Here is an 18,572-nt window from a genome sequence, read left to right as displayed (position 1 = left end):
TATAATGACCGCCAAAAAAGCTGATAATATCAGTAAGGCGGTGAATATCATGACTTTATGGGACAAGTTCTTTGAAAGCGGCAGGATAGAGGATTATCTCACATATGCCGCACACAGAAAAGAGGATACTGACAATGCTGACCTTTATGGGACTGATACTGAGGGAAAATGACAGGGGCGAAACAAGCAAATCCGTCACTGTTCTCACAGCAGAGCGTGGAGTCATAGATATATTTGTTCGTGGTGGCAGGAAAAGCACGAAAAATGCGTCATCAACGCAGCTTTTTGCATACTCTAAGCTGTGCGTTGATGAAAAGAAGAACGCTAAAGACCAATCAATGTTTTTTCTCAACAGCAGTGAATCAGAGAAGCTTTTTTACAACATCAGGCTCGACCCTAAGAAAACGGCTCTTGCCTCTTACTTTTCTGAGCTTCTCATGTATATACGAACAGAGGAAAGCGGCTGTGACGAGATAATGCGGCTGACTCTGAACACACTTTATTTTCTCGATAAGGGCGACAGAGATAGCGAACTTCTCAAATCTATATTTGAGTTTCGTCTGCTGTGCGAAGCAGGATTAAGACCTGCGCTTCTTGGCTGTTCAGTGTGCATGGCGTATGAAGCTGACATTATGCACTTCAATCTGTCAACAGGTGTCTTGGAGTGTGACAAGTGCTGTTACAATCCTGACAGCATTTACGATATTGAATTAGACAGGACTATGCTATACATAGTCCGATTTATTGCACTGACGGAATATGAGCGGCTTTTTGCTTTCAAGATAAGCGAAAGATATCAGAAAAAGCTGACGGCTTTTACAGAGCGGTTTGTTAGATATAATCTGAAAGGCAAGTTTCCGTCGCTTGATTTTTACAGACTTTTGTAGGCATTGCGTAGCTTTGCCTATTGTCATATTTTGAGGTATATATAATGGACGAAAGATTTTACGATTCATTGGAGCTGAACAAAATTCTTGAAATGCTTTCAAAAGAATGCTCCAACGAAAAAACGAAAAAAATGGCTTTGGGGATAAAGCCTTGTTCTGATCTTTACACGGTCAAGAAAGAAACAGGCAAGACCGCCGAAGCCCTTGAACTCAGCGTAAGATACGGCACGCCGAATTTCTACAACATAAATGACGTATCAACTTACATCAAAAGGGCCGAGGCAGGCGGTGTGCTTTCTTTGGGCGAGCTTATCCAGATAAGACGCTTGCTTGCGCAGACCTATGAGCTTCACCACTGGTATGAGCAGTGTGAGAACAAGGACACTTCCCTTTCATATCTCTTTGAAATGCTCTATCCAAACAAGTATCTGCAGCAGCGACTTGAAACGGCTATCATAGATGAAACAAAGCTTTCTGACGACGCAAGTGCGGAGCTGAGAAGCATAAGACAGAAGATAACACGTTCAGGGCTTAAGATAAGAGAGACACTTGACAAGATGATAAAATCCCCGAGCACTCAGAAATATTTGCAGGAGAGCATTGTCACAATGCGTGACGGACGTTTCGTTCTTCCGGTAAAGACTGAGTTCAAGGGCAATGTCAGCGGTCTTGTTCATGACACCTCCGCAACAGGCTCAACGCTTTTTATCGAGCCTATGTCAGTTGTGGAGGCAAACAATGATATCAGAATTTTGCAGGGTCAGGAACAGGACGAGATACACAGGATAATCGCTGAATTTTCCATGGAATGTGCCGAAATGAAAGACCAGCTCATTTCAAACTACAATGCGGTAACAGAGCTTAACCTTTATTTTGCAAAGGCAAACCTCGGTGCAAAAATGAGAGCAATGCTCCCTGAGATATCCAATGACGGAGTTATTGTGCTGAACAAGGCACGTCACCCTCTTATCGACCCGAAAAAGGTCGTGCCTATAAACTTTTCTATTGGCACTGACTATCACTCCCTGATAATAACAGGTCCTAACACGGGCGGTAAGACAGTTGTGCTTAAAACTGTGGGTCTGCTCACGCTTATGACAATGTGCGGTCTGCTCATTCCTGCGTCAGACGGAAGCAGGATATCTGTATATAAAAACGTGCTTGTTGATATCGGCGACCAGCAGTCTATAGAAAACAATCTGTCTACATTCTCCTCTCACATAAGCAGAGTAAAGACCATACTTGACGAAGCAGACAGCGAAAGCCTTGTGCTTCTTGACGAGCTTGGTTCAGGCACTGACCCTGTGGAGGGTGCTGCGCTGGCGGTAGCTATAATCGAACGCATAAGGATATTCGGTGCGACCCTTGTTACAACTACTCACTATCAGGAGCTTAAAATGTACGCTATCGACACTCCTGACGTTGAGAACGCTTCATGCGAGTTTGACGTGCAGACTTTGCACCCGACATACAGGCTTATCATAGGCTCACCCGGTAAGTCCAACGCTTTTGCTATCTCTGAAAGTCTTGGTATCGACAAGGATATAATCAAGTACGCTGAGTCGCTTATTTCTGAGGATAACAGAAAGTTTGAAACTATCATAGACAATCTTGAACGCACAAGAATACAGCTTGAAGAAAACAACAGGCTTGCGGAGAAATACCGTGCGGAAAGCGAGGCTCTCAGAAAAGAGCTTGCAGAGCAGAAAGAAAAATTCTACGATCAGAAAGAAGCCGAGCTTGAAAAGGCAAGACGTGAGGCTCAGCAGATCGTAAATCGTGTTCAGCGTGAGTCGCAGGCGCTTGTTGACGAACTTGACAAGCTGAGAAAAGAGAAAGAAAATCCAAACTTCACTCAGAAAGCCATTGACGCAAGGCACAAGCAGAAGTCCACAATGAACAAGCTATACAGCGAGGCTAACCCTGTTTCTGAAAGCAGGAACGAGGGATATGTGCTGCCAAGGCCGCTGAAAAAGGGCGACAACGTGCTTATCGTTGACACAAACAGAAAGGGTATCATTATAACGCCCCCTGACAACAGCGGAATGTGCTTCATTCAGGCAGGCATAATGAAAACCAAGATAGATGTAAAGAAGCTTCAGCTTATTGAAAAACAACAGCCGCAAAAGCAAACAAAGAAGCCTGTTAAAAAAGGCGGTGTATCCAAAAGCGGCATTGAGAGCCGTATGACACGAAAGGTATCCACCGAGCTTGATATCAGGGGCTATGCCGCAGACGAAGGCGTTCACGAAATGGAGCAGTTTATTTCTGACGCTATCATGTCAGGAGTGACGATGCTCACCATAATCCACGGCAGAGGCACTGGTATTCTCCGTGACGCCATAAGGCGCGCGCTTAAACACCACCCGTCTGTAAAATCATTCAGAAAAGGCGTTTACGGCGAGGGCGAGGACGGCGTAACTATCGTTGAATTAAAGTAAAATAATCACATATCACCGCATTTTGGTATATAATAAGCCAAAGGCGGTGATTTTTTTGAGCGTTCACAAACGTTCTTTCAAGAACAAAATTTCATACATAATTCTTGCTGTCGTTATTATTCTTGCACTGCTCACGACGGTGTTTTTTGCACAGCTTTCAAGGCACATCAGCGAAATAAGCGAGTTTGAAAGCAAGCAGGCGGCACTTGACGTGATAAATGCGGCCATAAACAGAGAGCTTGAAAAACTGCCCCAGAGCAGTTATATAAAGATATCTGAAACTGACGGCAGGATAACATCTATAAACAGCGACACGAACGCTGTGAACAGGCTTCAAAGCAGTGTTTCAAAAGCTGTGAACGAAAGCCTTTCACAGCTTGAGGGTACAAAACTCAGCGTACCCATCGGCACACTTTCAGGAATAAATATCCTCACAGGCAGAGGTTTTGACATACCACTGCGGCTTCATCAGATAGGTGCGGCAAAAACAGAGCTTAAAAGCGATTTAACGGAAGCAGGGATAAATCAGACAAAATACAGCCTCTATCTCACTGTGACCATAGAAATGACAGCCATTCTTCCTGCACACTCTACGGATATCGTGGTGAGATATGACTATCCCGTAAGCGAAACTGTTATCGTAGGGGAGATACCTGATATGTACTTAAGCAAGGAAAAAGGCTGATTTTTTCGCAGTTTATAGAAAAAAGGCTTGTATTTCACCAGCAATTATGGTATAATATAAAGGGCAATACCGCATAAGGCACGCCTAACGGCTTTGCACGCAATCTGCTTGCAGATTTTCCGTTATCTCGCACAGAAACTCCTTGAAATACGGAAGTATTCCTGCGTCGTTTCTATACAAGCTAACGAAAAATCTGGCTACGCATCTTGCGTACAATCCTTATGTGGTATTGCCCTGCGTATGATATGCCGTAAAAAGTTGGCAGAAATGGAGTTGTGTTATTTTGAACGAACAGGACGCTAAAAAACGTATAGACGAGCTTGTGAAGCTTTTGAATTATCACTCTCAGCTTTACTATGTTGAGGACAGGAACGAGATCACAGACTATGAATACGATATGCTCCAGCAGGAACTAAAGGGTCTTGAGGAGCAGTTTCCGCAGTTTATCAGAAGCGACTCCCCTACTCAGCGTGTAGGCGGCAAGGCGATATCAATATTTGAGAAAGTCACACACCGTGTGCAAATGGGTTCTTTGCAGGACGTTTTTTCCTTTGAACAGGTGAGAAGCTTTATTGAGACAGTTCAGCAGGCTGTGGATAAGCCGCAATTCGTTGTTGAGCCGAAAATAGACGGACTTTCGGTATCCCTTGAATATCACAACGGTGAGCTTGCCATAGGTTCTACCCGTGGTGACGGCTTTGTGGGCGAGGACGTTACTTCTAATCTGAAAACTGTAAAGTCCATTCCTATAAAAATAAACGAGGAACTGCCTTTGATAGAAGTCAGAGGTGAAACATATATGCCGAGAAATGTTTTTCTGAAGCTTGTTAAAGAGCAGGAGGATAATGACGAGCAGCCTTTCAAAAACCCTAGAAACGCTGCCGCAGGTTCTCTTAGACAGAAAGACCCTAAGATAGCGGCAAAAAGAAAGCTTGATATCTTTGTGTTCAATGTTCAGCAGATAGAGGGCAAGGAGCTTACTTCCCACAAGGAGTCTCTGGACTATCTGAAAACACTGGGATTCAAGACTATCCCTGATTACAAGCGTGTGTCTACCGCTGATGAGGTCATAGGCTGCATAAAGGCTATCGGAGAAAAGCGTTTTGACCTGCCATTCGATATTGACGGCGTTGTTATAAAGGTTGACGATTTCAGACAGCGTGAGATACTTGGTGCAACCGCAAAAGTGCCAAAGTGGGCTGTGGCTTACAAGTTTCCGCCTGAGGAAAAGACCTCAAAGCTGCTTGATATAGAGCTTAACGTGGGCAGAACTGGTGCTATAACACCTGTGGCCGTGTTTGAGCCTGTTTTTCTTGCAGGCACTAGCGTTTCAAGGGCGACCCTACACAATCAGGATTTTATAAGAGAGAAAAACATTTCCGTGGGGGATATCATCAAGGTGCGCAAGGCAGGAGATATAATCCCTGAGGTGCTGGGTTCTGTGGAAAAACATGGCGACGGAGTTTTCACGCTCCCTGAGTGCTGTCCTGTATGCGGAACAAAGCTTGTGAAGTCCGAGGAAGAAGCGGCGGTAAGGTGTCCGAACGTTGAATGTCCTGCGCAGATATTCAGAAGCATCGTTCACTTTGCTTCAAAGGGGGCAATGAACATTGACGGTCTTGGTCCGCAGATAGTTCACACCCTTCTTGACAACAAGCTTATCACCTCTGTGGCTGACCTTTACACTCTGAGCGAAAACAAGCTTTTACAGCTTGACAACTTCAAGGAAAAATCAGTGAACAATCTGCTTAGTGCTATAGAAAAGTCAAAGTCCAATTCTTTGGACAGATTGGTGTTTGGTCTGGGCATAAGAAATATCGGACAGGCTTCTGCGAAGCTTCTGTGCGACAAGTTCGGCGACCTTGACAACATCATGAACGCTTCCGCTGAGCAGATATCCGAGATAGACGGCTTTGGCGGCGTAATGGCGCAAAGCGTTTACAACGCTTTCCATGAAGAGCATATGATAGAGCTTATCCAAAGGCTCAAAGAATGTGGGATAAACACTAAGTATGAGAAGATACAGATAGACGACCGCTTTGCAGGAAAGACTTTTGTTCTCACAGGCACTTTGCCGACACTGAAAAGGAGCGAAGCAAAAGCACTCATTGAGAAATACGGTGGCAAGGCAAGCGGCTCAGTGTCCAAAAAAACGGACTATGTTCTTGCAGGTGAGGAAGCAGGAAGCAAGCTTGATAAAGCTCAGCAGCTCGGTATCGAAATAATCACCGAAGAACAGTTCAAGGATATGATAAAATAAGATAATATCTTTTTATATAAATAAAACAGGAGGAATGTAAAATGAACATTGACATTAAACACATTGCCAAGCTGGCAAGACTTCGCATCGAAGACGATCAGCTTGATAAGTTTGAGTCAGAAATGGAAAACATCGTGGGAATGGTTGAAAAGCTCCCCGACATTCAGGACGAAATGACCCTTGACCCTGACAACCCGATGATACTCAGAAAAGACGTGGCTGTTCAGGATAAATTCACAAGACAGGAGCTTATGCAGAACGCTCCTCAGGTAAAGGCAGGCTGTCTTGTCGTGCCTAAAACAGTAGAGTAAGGAGTGTTATAATTGGAACTTTTTGAAAGAAATGCCTGCGACTTGTCAGAAATGATAAAGAACAAGGAAATAAGCTCCGCAGAGCTTACAAAGTCTGTTTTTGACAGAATAAAAGCAGTTGAGGGCAAGGTAGACGCTTATCTGACACTTGACGAAGAAAACGCTATGAAAAAAGCCGCTGAGATAGATGAAAAGCTTGCAAAGGGCGAGGAGCTTTCACCTTTGGCCGGTATACCTGTTGGTATCAAGGACAATATCTCAACAAAGGGCCTGAGAACAACTTGTGCATCAAAAATGCTTGGCAATTATGTTCCGCCTTTCAATGCGACTGTAATGAACAAGCTTGACGATATCGTTGTAACAGGCAAGCTCAACATGGACGAGTTCGCTATGGGTTCATCAACCGAGAACTCACATTTTAAGCCTACTAAAAACCCATTTGATACAGAGAGGATACCTGGCGGTTCATCAGGCGGATCTGCTGCGGCTGTTGCAGCAAGAGAGGCTATCGTTACTCTTGGCTCTGACACTGGCGGATCTATCAGACAGCCTGCTTCATACTGCGGCGTTGTAGGTCTGAAGCCTACATACGGCAGCGTTTCAAGATACGGTCTTGTTGCTTTCGCTTCATCACTGGATCAGATCGGACCTCTTGGCAAGTGCGTAAAGGACGTTGCTATGGTACAGTCCGCTATCGTTGGTCATGACAAGTATGACGCTACTTCTTCCTATAGAGAGTATCCTGATTTTGCGGCTGACCTCAAGGCTGACGTAAAGGGTCTGAGGATAGGTATACCAAAAGAGTATTTTGGCGAGGGTATCGACCCATTCGTTAAGCAGTCTGTAATGAATGCTGTGAAAGAGCTTGAAAAGCAGGGCGCAACTGTAAAGGAGATTTCTCTGCCTTCTACAGATTATGCACTTTCATCATACTACATCATTTCTTCTGCAGAAGCTTCTTCAAACCTTGCAAGATTTGACGGTGTAAGATACGGCTTCAGAGCTGAAGAATATGACGGACTTGTTGATATGTACGAGAGAACACGTTCAGAGGGCTTCGGCGACGAAGTAAAGAGAAGAATAATGCTAGGCACATTCGTGCTTTCATCAGGTTTCTATGACGCTTACTACAAGAAAGCAAAGCTCGTTCAGAAGAGAATAATGCAGGAGTTCGCATCTCAGTTCGCTGACGTTGACGTTATCGCTACTCCGACAGTTCCGTCAACAGCATTCAAGATCGGTGAAAACACTGACGATCCCCTTAAAATGTACGCAAACGATGTCTGCACTGTTACAGTGAACATTGCAGGTCTGCCTGCAATAAGCATTCCTTGTGCATATGACGACAAGGGTCTGCCTGTTGGTATGCAGCTTATCGGTGGAAAGTTTACAGAGCAGCGTCTGCTTAACACAGCTTATGCTTATGAGCAGCTTGTTGGCGGATTCAAAATGCCTGAGCTTTAAGGAAAGGGGTCACAAAAATGGTAAAAGGCTACGAAGTTGTAATCGGTCTTGAAACTCATGCTGAGCTTAATACCGAGTCTAAAATATACTGCGACTGCAAGAACCAGTTCGGTCTTGAAGTCAATTCACAGGTTTGCCCTATCTGCATGGGTATGCCTGGCACACTGCCTACTCTTAACGAAAAGGTAGTTGATTATGCAATAAGAATGGGTCACGCACTCAACTGTGAGATAAACCGTGTCTGCAAGCAGGACAGAAAGAACTATTTCTACCCTGACCTGCCAAAGGCTTATCAGATATCACAGGCAGAAGTTCCTCTCTGCGGCAAGGGTTATGTTGATATCCTTGTTGACGGCGAGGAAAGAAGAATAGGTATCACAAGAATACACATCGAGGAGGACGCAGGTAAGCTTCTCCACTCTGACAAGTTCCATGGTGTATCACTTGTTGACCTTAACCGCTGCGGTGTTCCGCTTATCGAGATAGTTTCTGAGCCTGATATGCGTTCCTCACAGGAAGCAAAGGTTTATCTTGAAACACTGAAATCTATCCTACAGTATCTTGGCATATGCGACTGTAAGATGCAGGAAGGCTCTATCAGATGTGATGTAAACGTATCTGTTCACAAGCCTGGCGAGCCATTCGGCACACGTTCTGAGATGAAGAACGTAAACAGCTTCTCTGCCGCTGTAAGAGGTATCGACTACGAGGTAGAAAGACAGATAGCTGTTCTTGAAGCAGGCGGAAAGGTCGAGCAGGAAACACGCCGTTGGGACGACGAAAAGGGAATGAGCATTCCAATGCGTTCAAAAGAGGACGCACAGGATTATCGTTACTTCCCTGAGCCTGACCTGCTCACTATCGTTGTTGAGCAGGAGCGTGTTGACGAGCTTAAAAAGAGTATCCCAGAGCTTCCAAACGTAAAGATACTCAGATATGTAAAGAAGTTCGGTCTGAACATAAAGGACGCAACATTTATCGCAGAGTCTGTTTCCCTGGCAAAGCTTTTTGACGACTGCATGGCAAAGGACAAGTTCCCTGCAAAGTGCTATACAACATGGATACTTGGCGACCTTGTTAAGTACATGAACGCAACAGGCAAGACTCTCGAAGATACAAAGCTCACTGCTGACAATCTTACTGACCTTGCCGCTGCTATCGAGGCAAAGACCATTTCCAACGCTGGCGGAAAGAAAGTCTTTGCAGTTCTTCTCGAGGAGGACAAAAAGGTAAGCGACATTATCGAGGAGCAGGGTCTTGCACAGGTCTCTGATGACAGCGCACTTGAAAAGATCGCTGACGAAGTTCTTGCCGCAAACGAAAAGTCTGTAAATGACTACAAGGGCGGAAAGACAAATGCTCTGGGCTATCTGGTAGGTCAGTGCATGAAGGCTTCAAAGGGCAAGGCTAACCCTGGAAAAATGAAAGAGATAATTCTTGCAAAGCTTGGATAAGCACAGAAAAATCTGATATAACGAAAGAGGATCGCATTTGCGGTCCTCTTTTTTGTACTCATATAAGTTTTCCGTAACAAAACTCGCCATCTGACGAGGTTATCTCTATCTTTAAAAGCTGTCGCCTTAAGGAAACTTCTTCGTTCGTCCTCGGTATTTTCACAGTCACATAATTTGGCGCATGACCTTGGTGCCACTGAGAGCTTGTTTCCTTTTCAAACAAAACCTCCTGCACTGTGCCAACAAGGCTTTTGAGATACAAAGCCTTTGTTTCGTTGCATACATCTGCCATTTGAGCCGCACGACTGTGCTTGGTCTTGCGGTCGAGCTGACCTTTCATTTTGTCGGCAACAGTGGTAGGTCTGCGTGAATACGGGAAAATATGCGTTTCTGCAAAAGATATCTTCTTTGCAAATGCCAGCGACTTTTCAAATTCCTCGTCAGTTTCCTGTGGAAAGCCCACCATTATGTCGGTGGTTATAGCGCAGTTTGGAAAATGCCTGCGAAGCTTCTCGCAAAGCTCAGCATACTCCACCGTATCATAATGGCGATTCATGCGCTTCAAAGTTTCGTCACAGCCGCTTTGCAGGGAAAGATGAAAATGCGGACAAAGTTTTTCAATCTTTGACATTCGCAGGATATCTTCATCTGAAATAAGCTCAGGCTCAACAGAGCCGATACGCACTCTGTAATCGCCATCACAGCCGCAGGCGGCTTCAACAGCGTCAATGAGCCGTGTGCCGTTTTTGAAGTCTCTGCCGTAACAGCAAAGATTTATGCCCGTGAGGATTATCTCCTTGTGACCTGAGTCAACGAGCTGCTGAACTTCGGGAGCGATATCCTCCAAAGGTTTTGAGCAGATGTGTCCTCTCGCAGTGGGGATAATACAGTAGGTGCAATACTGATCACAGCCGTCTTGAATTTTGATATACGCACGAGTTTTTTGGTCAGCACCTGAGTTTGTCATTTTCTCAAAAGCCTCTCCCCTCTCACGAGGAACTATCCTGATAATACGCTCGCCACTTGTGATATACCTTTTTATAAGGGCAGGTATCTCCTTTTTTGCACCTGTGCCAACTATGATACCGCACTCGTCAAGAGCAGAAGCTTCCTTTTCAAAAGCCTGCGGAAAACAGCCTGCCAAAACTATCAGACACTCAGGATTGGCTTTTTTTATCTTGTGGATAAGCTGTCGGCATTTTGAGTCCGACTGAGCGGTAACAGTGCAGGTATTTACAACACAGACCTCTGCATCAGCATAATCCTCAGTGACCTCATACCCCTCGGACAGCATTGCTTCCTTTATATTTTCTGTTTCATATTGGTTTACCTTGCAGCCGAATGTATAGAAAAAGGCTTTCATATTTGATTTCCTTTCAATAGCCAAATGTTTATAATGCACAATAAATTGCAATTATATATGTGCATATTGTATAAATCTAAACTTTGATTTTTATCACTCTTGACTATTGTACCATATTTTAAATTTTTTTGCAAATATCCATTGACAAATCAGAAAAATCGTTTATAATATAAATTGTAGAGAAAAGATCTACAGAATTTATGTGGGAATCAAGATCGGATATACCGATCATTCTGAAGGAGGAATATTTATGACAAAGGTAAAAATCATGCTCGATTCCATTGCAGCGGTAAAGAAGTTTGTAAGCGTAGTTTCTATGTACGACTTTGATGTGGATCTTGCGTCAGGAAGATATGCAGTTGACGCTAAGTCAATTATGGGTATTTTCAGCCTTGACCTTTCAAATCCTATCCAGCTCGTAGCACACACAGACGACGCTACTAAATTCCTTGACGAGATCAAAGAATTTATTGTTGACTAAACTTTGATATCACGAAAGCACTGAGTTTTAAAAGCTCAGTGCTTTTTTTGTTGCAAAATTTAAACGATTTCGCATTTTTGCAAAATTTCATCATATAGTTTAATATATTTACGAATATACACTTTCTACTTTTGCTGTATTTTCATTCAAAGCGCATATAAAACGTTTGATATTTTCGTAATAAGAAAACTTTTAGCTGATTTGTTATAGCTTTTATATAAGTTCCACATTAACTAAAACGTTTTAATATGATTAATTATCCAAATTTTATATAATAAATTAACATGAAATAAGTAAAATTCATATTAATATCTTCACATATAATATTTTACACAATATCTGTTTACTATTTGTTCACATTGGCATATAATTATATATGGATTAAGATATGTGACATATAAGTATAGAACTGCTGTTGCCAATGTAAAAAGAAACGAAAATCTCAGAAATTTTCGGTTCTTTTTAGTTTTTCAGAGGTTATTATTGCGAAAGGAGGATATGCCAAAGGGCATAATCACGAACATGATCAAAGCTTATATCAGGATAAACGATCTTAATGACATCAAGACTTTGCATGAAGCGGCTTTAAGCTGCAAATACGATCTGGTGGTGCAGTCAGGAACAAAAATACTCAATCCAAAATCACTTATGGGTATTTTCGGTCTTGGCACAAAGAAAACTGTATCGCTGGTAGCTAAATATGACGACAAGCGTGATTTTCTCGAAAAATTCGGTGATCTGATCTCAACTTAGATCATTCCTTATAAAAGCGTTCTGCTGCTGCGGAGCGCTTTTCTCTTTTGCCCTTGTAATCACAAAAGCTATATGTTATAATAGTACAAAAAAGACAAGGAGATAACTAATGAGCGTAAAAATAATATTGCTTGCACTGGAAACTTTGCTGTTGTTTCTGTTTCTTGTTCCATTACCTGTTATATGCTCTGGCAACCTGCTTGGCATCATCGTTTCGGTGATGCTAATGATCATAACGGCAAACTGGACAAAATTCTGCGGTATTATATCAAAAATATGGGGACATGGCGCAGGTAAATTCGGGCTTATCTTTGTAATCACATTGATACTTGCTGGGATAATATATGTGGGTATTCTTTCCATACTTATGTACAAAGCACAGGAAAACCGCCCTGAAAAAGCCAATGTTATAGTTGTGCTTGGCTGTCAGGTAAAAGGCGAACGCCCCTCACGAATGTTACGCAGACGACTTGACGCTGCAATTACGGCTATGAACGACAATCCCGATACGCTTTGTATAGTTTCAGGTGGCAAGGGTGATGATGAGAAAATAAGCGAAGCCTTGGCAATGAAAAACTATCTGCTAGAAAAAGGCATGGACAGCGACAGGATAATAATGGAGGACAAGTCCACTTCAACTTACGAAAATATCCAAAACTCTCTCAAGATACTCGATGAACTCGGCATGAGCCATGATATGACTATCGTCACAGACGGCTTTCATCAATACCGTGCAAGCCTTATAGCAAAGGCTCAGGGCGTGGAGAATGTCACCGCTTATTCAGCCTACACCGAGCCACGATACCTGTTCACATATTGGGTGAGAGAGTGGCTTGGGCTAACGCACTTTTTCATGCTTGGCAGCTAACTAAATTTCACGAAAATTTGCACAAAAAGCTATTGAAAACAGCACAAAGGTATGCTAGAATAAAGTCATAAATAAATGAAAATCGGAGGTTAAAACATGAAAAATATACCAGAAGTAAAACTTGGCATCGTTGCAGTTTCAAGAGATTGCTTCCCTATGTCGCTTTCAGAATCAAGACGTATCAAGGTCTGTCAGGAGTACAAAAAGGCTTACGGAGATATCTACGAATGTCCTACAGTTGTGGAGAACGAGAATGATATGCTCAAAGCCCTTGACGAGGTAAACACAGCAGGCTGTAACGCACTTGTTGTATATCTTGGAAACTTCGGACCTGAGTCCTCAGAAACACTTCTAGCAAAGAAGTTTGGCGGTCCTGTTATGTTCGTTGCGGCTGCTGAAGAGCCATGCGGTGATGCACTTATCGACAACAGAGGCGACGCTTACTGCGGAATGCTCAACGCAAGCTATAACCTTGCACTGAGAAACATCAAGGCTTATATCCCTGAGTACCCTGTTGGTACACCTGACGAGTGCGCAAAGATGATAAGCGAGTTCGTTCCAGTTGCAAGGGCTATCCTCGGTCTTAAGGATCTGAAGATAATCTCATTCGGACCACGTCCACAGGACTTTCTTGCCTGCAACGCACCTATCAGACAGCTCTACAACATGGGTATTGAGATAGAAGAAAACTCAGAGCTTGACCTTTTCGAGTCATTCAACGCCCATGCCGGCGACGAGAGATTATCTGCTGTTGTGGCTGACATGGAAGCAGAGCTTGGCAAGGGCAATAAAATGGAAGGCATTCTTCCAAGACTTGCGCAGTATGAGCTTACTCTTCTTGACTGGGCAGAAGCTCACAAAGGCTCAAGGAAATATGTTGTATTTGCAAACAAGTGCTGGCCTGCATTCCAGACGCAGTTTGGCTTCGTTCCTTGCTATGTTAATTCAAGACTTACAAAGATAGGCATTCCTGTTGCCTGCGAAGTAGATATCTACGGTGCTGTCAGCGAATACATAGGCGTTTGTGTATCACAAAAGCCTGTTACGCTCCTTGACATCAACAACACTGTTCCTGCGGACATATACAATGATGATATCGCAGGAAAGTTCCCTTACACACATAAGGATACATTCATGGGCTTCCACTGCGGAAACACAGCTTCATGCCTTGTAAAAGAGCCTGAGATGAAGTTCCAGCGTATCATGAAGAGAAATCTTGAGCCAGACAGCGAGCCTAATATTTCAAGAGGTACTCTTGAGGGCGATATCGTTGACGGAAATATAACATTCTTCCGCTTCCAGTCAACGGCTGATGCACAGCTCAAAGGATATATTGCAGAGGGCGAAGTTCTTCCTGCTGCAACACGTTCATTCGGCTCTATCGGTATTTTCGCTATCAACGAAATGGGCAGATTTTACCGCCATGTTCTCGTTCAGAAGAACTATCCTCACCACGGTGCTGTTGCTTTTGGTCACTATGGAAAGGCACTCCACAGTGTTATGACATATCTTGGCATGACAGACATAGGCTTCAATCAGCCAAAGGGTATGCTTTATCCAACAGAAAATCCGTTTGCAGATTAATATTTTAGGGATACCGCACTGTAATGGTGCGGTATTTCTGCTTTTATGAACTAAAAAATCAACAAGTGAGCCAATGCTTATTCACACATAATTATATGCCCTGCCGAATAATAAGAATTTTATTGACAAATATGCGAAAAATGTAGTATAATAGAAGTAACTATTATAAGGAGATGTAGCCATGTCTGTTTACCGTATTTATGTAGAAAAAAAGCCTGAATTTGCAGTTGAAGCAAATTCACTTATCGGCGGAATAAAGTCAGCTCTGGGACTTGAAAACCTTACAGGTCTGAGAGTTATAAACCGCTATGACGCAGAGGGTCTTTCAAGAGAGGATTTCGACCTTGCAGCGCCAGTCGTTTTCTCTGAGCCTGCTGTTGACGTTACTTACGATCACCTGCCTGCTGTAAAAGCTGACGAGTTTGTTTTTGCAGTTGAGTATCTGCCAGGTCAGTTCGATCAGAGAGCTGATTCCTGCGCACAGTGTATCTCACTTCTCACTGGAGGAAAAAGACCTACTATCAAGTCAGCGAGAATTTATATCGTTTCTGGCAAACTCACAGAAGCAGAGCTTGACCAGATCAAGCACTATATGATAAACCCTGTTGAGTCAAGAGAAGCTTCCCTTGATTGCTTCGATACACTTGATATCAAGTATACTATCCCTACCACAGTCAAAACTGTTGAGGGCTTTATCTATTCAACAGACGATGACCTTAGATTCATGCTTACAGACTTGGGTCTTGCAATGGACTTTGACGATATCAAGTTCTGTCAGGATTATTTCAAGAACGTTGAAAAGAGAAATCCTACTATCACTGAGATAAGAATGATAGATACATACTGGTCTGATCACTGTCGTCATACTACATTCTCCACTATCGTCGATAACGTTTCTATCGACTCTGACTACATAGCTGCTACCTTTGCAGACTATATCAACACAAGAAAAGACCTTTATGCAGGCAGAACTGACAAGCCTGTTACACTTATGGATCTTGCTTGTATCGGCGCAAAGCAGCTTAAAAAGGCTGGTCTGCTCAAAGACCTTGACGAGAGTGAGGAGATAAACGCTTGCTCGGTTAAGATAACTGTTGACGTTGACGGCAATCCTGAGGACTGGCTGCTCATGTTCAAAAACGAAACACACAACCACCCTACAGAGATCGAGCCTTTCGGCGGTGCGGCAACTTGTCTTGGTGGCGCTATCAGAGACCCTCTGTCAGGACGTTCATATGTATATCAGGCAATGAGAGTAACAGGCGCAGGCAATCCGCTGGTTCCTGTTGAGGACACTATCACAGGTAAGCTTCCACAGAGAAAGATAGTTGTAGGTGCGGCAAATGGTTATTCTTCATACGGCAACCAGATAGGTCTTGCTACCGGTCACGTTCACGAGATATATCACCCTGGCTATGTTGCAAAGAGAATGGAGATAGGTGCTGTAGTAGGTGCTGCTCCTGCTGAGAACGTAAGACGTGAAAGACCTGAGCCTGAGGATATCGTTATCCTCCTTGGCGGAAGAACAGGACGTGACGGCTGCGGCGGAGCAACAGGCTCTTCAAAATCACACAACCTCCACTCACTTGAAAACTGCGGAGCTGAGGTACAGAAGGGTAACGCACCTGAGGAAAGAAAGCTTCAGCGTTTGTTCAGAAACCCTGAAGTTACTTCAATGATAAAGCGTTGTAACGACTTCGGTGCAGGCGGAGTTTCCGTTGCTATCGGCGAGCTTGCTGACGGACTTTCTATCAACCTTGACGCTGTTACAAAGAAGTATGACGGTCTTGACGGCACTGAGCTTGCTATCTCTGAGTCACAGGAGAGAATGGCTGTTGTTATCGCAAAGAGCGACCTTGAAAAGTTCATGGCTGAGGCTGCAAAGGAAAACCTTGAAGCAACAATGGTGGCAAGAGTAACTGCTGAGCCAAGACTTAAAATGAACTGGTGCGGCAACACTATTGTTGACCTTACAAGAGAGTTCCTTAACTCAAACGGAGCTGAAAAGCACACAGATATTTCTATCCCTGCTCCTGTTTTCGCAGCAGAGAGCAACGACGCTGACACTGCTGACCGCTGGGAGTCTATGATATCAAACCTCAACATCTGCTCACAGAAGGGCCTTATTGAGAGATTTGACTCAACGATCGGTGCAAACACAGTTCTTATGCCATTTGGCGGTAAATATCAGAACACACCTACACAGGCAATGGCTGCAAAGCTCCCTGTTCTTCACGGCAATACAAAGACAACGTCCATTATGGGCTGGGGCTATGACCCATATCTCTCATCTGTAAGCCCATACCACGGCGCAATGAGTGCTGTAGTTGAGTCTATCGCAAAGGTCATCGCAACAGGCGGTACATACGAGAAGTGCTGGCTCACATTCCAGGAGTATTTCGAGAGAACACAGAATGATCCTGAGCGTTGGGGCAAGCCTATGTCTGCTCTCCTCGGTGCATACAAGGCACAGATAGAGCTGGGATGCGGTTCTATCGGCGGTAAGGACTCAATGTCCGGTACATTCGAGGAAATAGACGTTCCACCTACACTTGTTTCATTCGCTGTTTCAGTAACAGACGCAGACAAGGTAGTTTCACAGGAATTCAAGAAAGCAGGCTCTAAGGTGATCCTTATCAAGCCTGAATATGACGACAACAAGCTTGTGAACTTCGATTCACTGAAGGCAGTATTTGAAAAGGTAGAAAAGCTTATCGCTGAGGGCAAGGTGCTTTCATGCTGGGCTGTATCCTACGGCGGTGTATCTGAGGCTGTTGCAAAAATGGCATTTGGTAACAAGATAGGCTTTAAGTTCACAGACAAGCTCACAGCAGAAGAGCTTTACAGAGCTTGCTATGGCGCATTTGTTATCGAGCTTGCAGAGGGCGTTGACACTGACGAGAGAGTTATCGGTGAAACAACAGAAAGCTACGAGATAAAGTCAGACAACTACACAATAAGCCTTGACAAGCTCCAGACACTTTGGGAGGGCAAGCTTGAGCCTGTATATCCTGTTCATGTGAAAGAGCCTGCTGAAAAGCCTGAAAAGTACAGCTACAAGGCAGACAAGAGAGTTGCACCTGCTATCAAGGTGGCAAAGCCAAAGGTGCTTATCCCTGTATTCCCTGGCACAAACTGCGAATACGATACAGCAAGAGCCTTTGAAAAGGCAGGCGCTGAGGCTGACATCTTCGTTGTAAGAAACCTTACAGAACAGGCTATCAAGGAGTCTGTTGACGCAATGGAGAAGAAGATAAAAGAGTCACAGATAGTAATGCTCCCAGGCGGATTCAGCGGTGGCGACGAGCCTGACGGCTCAGGCAAGTTCATCGTATCATTCCTGAGAAACCCAAGACTTACAGACGCTATCCATGACCTGCTGAAAAACCGTGACGGTCTTATGCTTGGTATCTGCAACGGCTTCCAGGCACTTATCAAGCTTGGTCTTGTACCATACGGCGAGATAAGAGATATGAGGGACGACTCCCCTACACTGACATTCAACACCATTGCAAGACACCAGTCTAAAATGGTAAACACAAGGATCGCTTCCAACAAGTCACCATGGCTTGCAGGCTGTGAGGTAGGCGATATCCACAGCGTGGCTATCTCACATGGTGAGGGACGTTTCGTTGCAACAGCAGAGGAAATCGCACAGCTTGCAGCAAACGGACAGATCGCTACACAGTATGTTGACTTTGACGGAGAGCCTACATTTGACATTCATTGCAACCCTAACACATCATTCCAGGCTATCGAGGGTATCACCTCACCTGACGGACGTGTTCTTGGTAAAATGGGTCACTCAGAGCGTAAGGGCTGCTGCGTATCAAAGAACGTTCCTGGTGAAAAGGATCAGAAGATATTTGAAAGCGGCGTAGCTTACTTCAAGTAAAAAAACAAAAATACAAGGGCGGAGCTTTTCCGCCCTTTGTTTATACGAGGACAAAGATATGCTGAAATACATTATAATATATCTTTCCGCAATGAGCCTTTTGACGTTCATACTTTTTGGTGCAGA

The 18,572-nt window shown here is 44.0% G+C and carries 14 protein-coding genes; 13 read left to right on the top strand and 1 reads right to left on the bottom strand.

Features of this window, described 5'->3' with window-relative positions; translation table 11 throughout:
- Positions 1-4 precede the first annotated feature (4 nt).
- The 8 genes from QVO88_RS07105 (at position 5) to gatB (ending at position 9,502) form a co-directional block, all read left to right on the top strand.
- Positions 5-172, top strand: a complete 168-nt coding sequence (locus QVO88_RS07105; RefSeq protein WP_195249467.1) for a hypothetical protein — start codon at positions 5-7, stop codon at positions 170-172.
- Positions 147-887: a DNA repair protein RecO gene (gene recO / locus QVO88_RS07100; protein ID WP_288177864.1), complete on the top strand. Its 741-nt coding sequence runs from the start codon at positions 147-149 to the stop codon at positions 885-887. Before QVO88_RS07105 ends, recO begins: the two co-directional genes overlap by 26 nt.
- 44 nt (positions 888-931) lie before the next feature.
- Positions 932-3,328, top strand: a complete 2,397-nt coding sequence (locus QVO88_RS07095) for an endonuclease MutS2 (protein ID WP_022287803.1) — start codon at positions 932-934, stop codon at positions 3,326-3,328.
- A 55-nt stretch (positions 3,329-3,383) separates the two neighbouring features.
- Positions 3,384-4,013 carry a sporulation protein YunB gene (yunB, locus tag QVO88_RS07090; RefSeq protein WP_022287802.1) on the top strand — a complete coding sequence of 210 codons (630 nt, stop codon included), beginning with the start codon at positions 3,384-3,386 and terminating at the stop codon, positions 4,011-4,013.
- 283 nt (positions 4,014-4,296) lie between these two features.
- Positions 4,297-6,273, top strand: coding sequence for an NAD-dependent DNA ligase LigA (ligA, locus tag QVO88_RS07085; RefSeq protein ID WP_022287801.1), 1,977 nt, complete (start codon positions 4,297-4,299; stop codon positions 6,271-6,273).
- Positions 6,274-6,314: 41 nt separating this feature from the next.
- Complete coding sequence (gatC, locus tag QVO88_RS07080; protein ID WP_022287800.1) at positions 6,315-6,584, top strand: Asp-tRNA(Asn)/Glu-tRNA(Gln) amidotransferase subunit GatC; 270 nt, start codon at positions 6,315-6,317, stop codon at positions 6,582-6,584.
- A 12-nt stretch (positions 6,585-6,596) separates the two neighbouring features.
- Positions 6,597-8,048: an Asp-tRNA(Asn)/Glu-tRNA(Gln) amidotransferase subunit GatA gene (gene gatA, locus QVO88_RS07075; RefSeq protein ID WP_022287799.1), complete on the top strand. Its 1,452-nt coding sequence runs from the start codon at positions 6,597-6,599 to the stop codon at positions 8,046-8,048.
- 17 nt (positions 8,049-8,065) lie between these two features.
- Positions 8,066-9,502 carry an Asp-tRNA(Asn)/Glu-tRNA(Gln) amidotransferase subunit GatB gene (gene gatB, locus QVO88_RS07070; RefSeq protein WP_022287798.1) on the top strand — a complete coding sequence of 479 codons (1,437 nt, stop codon included), beginning with the start codon at positions 8,066-8,068 and terminating at the stop codon, positions 9,500-9,502.
- Positions 9,503-9,560: 58 nt separating this feature from the next.
- Here the strand turns inward: gatB and mtaB are convergent, their stop codons facing one another.
- The gene (gene mtaB / locus QVO88_RS07065; protein WP_022287797.1) at positions 9,561-10,865 is read right to left on the bottom strand and encodes a tRNA (N(6)-L-threonylcarbamoyladenosine(37)-C(2))-methylthiotransferase MtaB; all 1,305 of its coding nucleotides are present in this window, start codon (positions 10,863-10,865) and stop codon (positions 9,561-9,563) included.
- A gap of 250 nt (positions 10,866-11,115) precedes the next feature.
- On the opposite strand from mtaB, the gene QVO88_RS07060 reads away from it, so the two are divergent.
- The 5 genes from QVO88_RS07060 to QVO88_RS07040 all read left to right on the top strand — a co-directional run bounded on the left by QVO88_RS07060 (position 11,116) and on the right by QVO88_RS07040 (position 18,446).
- A complete protein-coding gene (locus QVO88_RS07060) occupies positions 11,116-11,346 on the top strand; it encodes an HPr family phosphocarrier protein (RefSeq protein WP_022287796.1) in 231 nt (76 codons plus the stop codon).
- 498 nt (positions 11,347-11,844) lie between these two features.
- Positions 11,845-12,099: an HPr family phosphocarrier protein gene (locus tag QVO88_RS07055; RefSeq protein ID WP_022287795.1), complete on the top strand. Its 255-nt coding sequence runs from the start codon at positions 11,845-11,847 to the stop codon at positions 12,097-12,099.
- Between the two features lie 109 nt (positions 12,100-12,208).
- Positions 12,209-12,967: a YdcF family protein gene (locus QVO88_RS07050; RefSeq protein ID WP_022287794.1), complete on the top strand. Its 759-nt coding sequence runs from the start codon at positions 12,209-12,211 to the stop codon at positions 12,965-12,967.
- Between the two features lie 96 nt (positions 12,968-13,063).
- On the top strand, positions 13,064-14,551 hold the full coding sequence (locus QVO88_RS07045) for an L-fucose/L-arabinose isomerase family protein (protein WP_022287793.1): 1,488 nt from the start codon (positions 13,064-13,066) through the stop codon (positions 14,549-14,551).
- Positions 14,552-14,732: 181 nt separating this feature from the next.
- The gene (locus QVO88_RS07040; RefSeq protein WP_022287792.1) at positions 14,733-18,446 is read left to right on the top strand and encodes a phosphoribosylformylglycinamidine synthase; all 3,714 of its coding nucleotides are present in this window, start codon (positions 14,733-14,735) and stop codon (positions 18,444-18,446) included.
- Positions 18,447-18,572: the final 126 nt, after the last annotated feature.

It is taken from the genome of Ruminococcus sp. CAG:57 (assembly GCF_000435935.1).
GTDB classification, from domain to species: domain Bacteria; phylum Bacillota; class Clostridia; order Oscillospirales; family Ruminococcaceae; genus Hominimerdicola; species Hominimerdicola aceti.
This window is presented reverse-complemented; position numbering and strand designations above follow the sequence as displayed.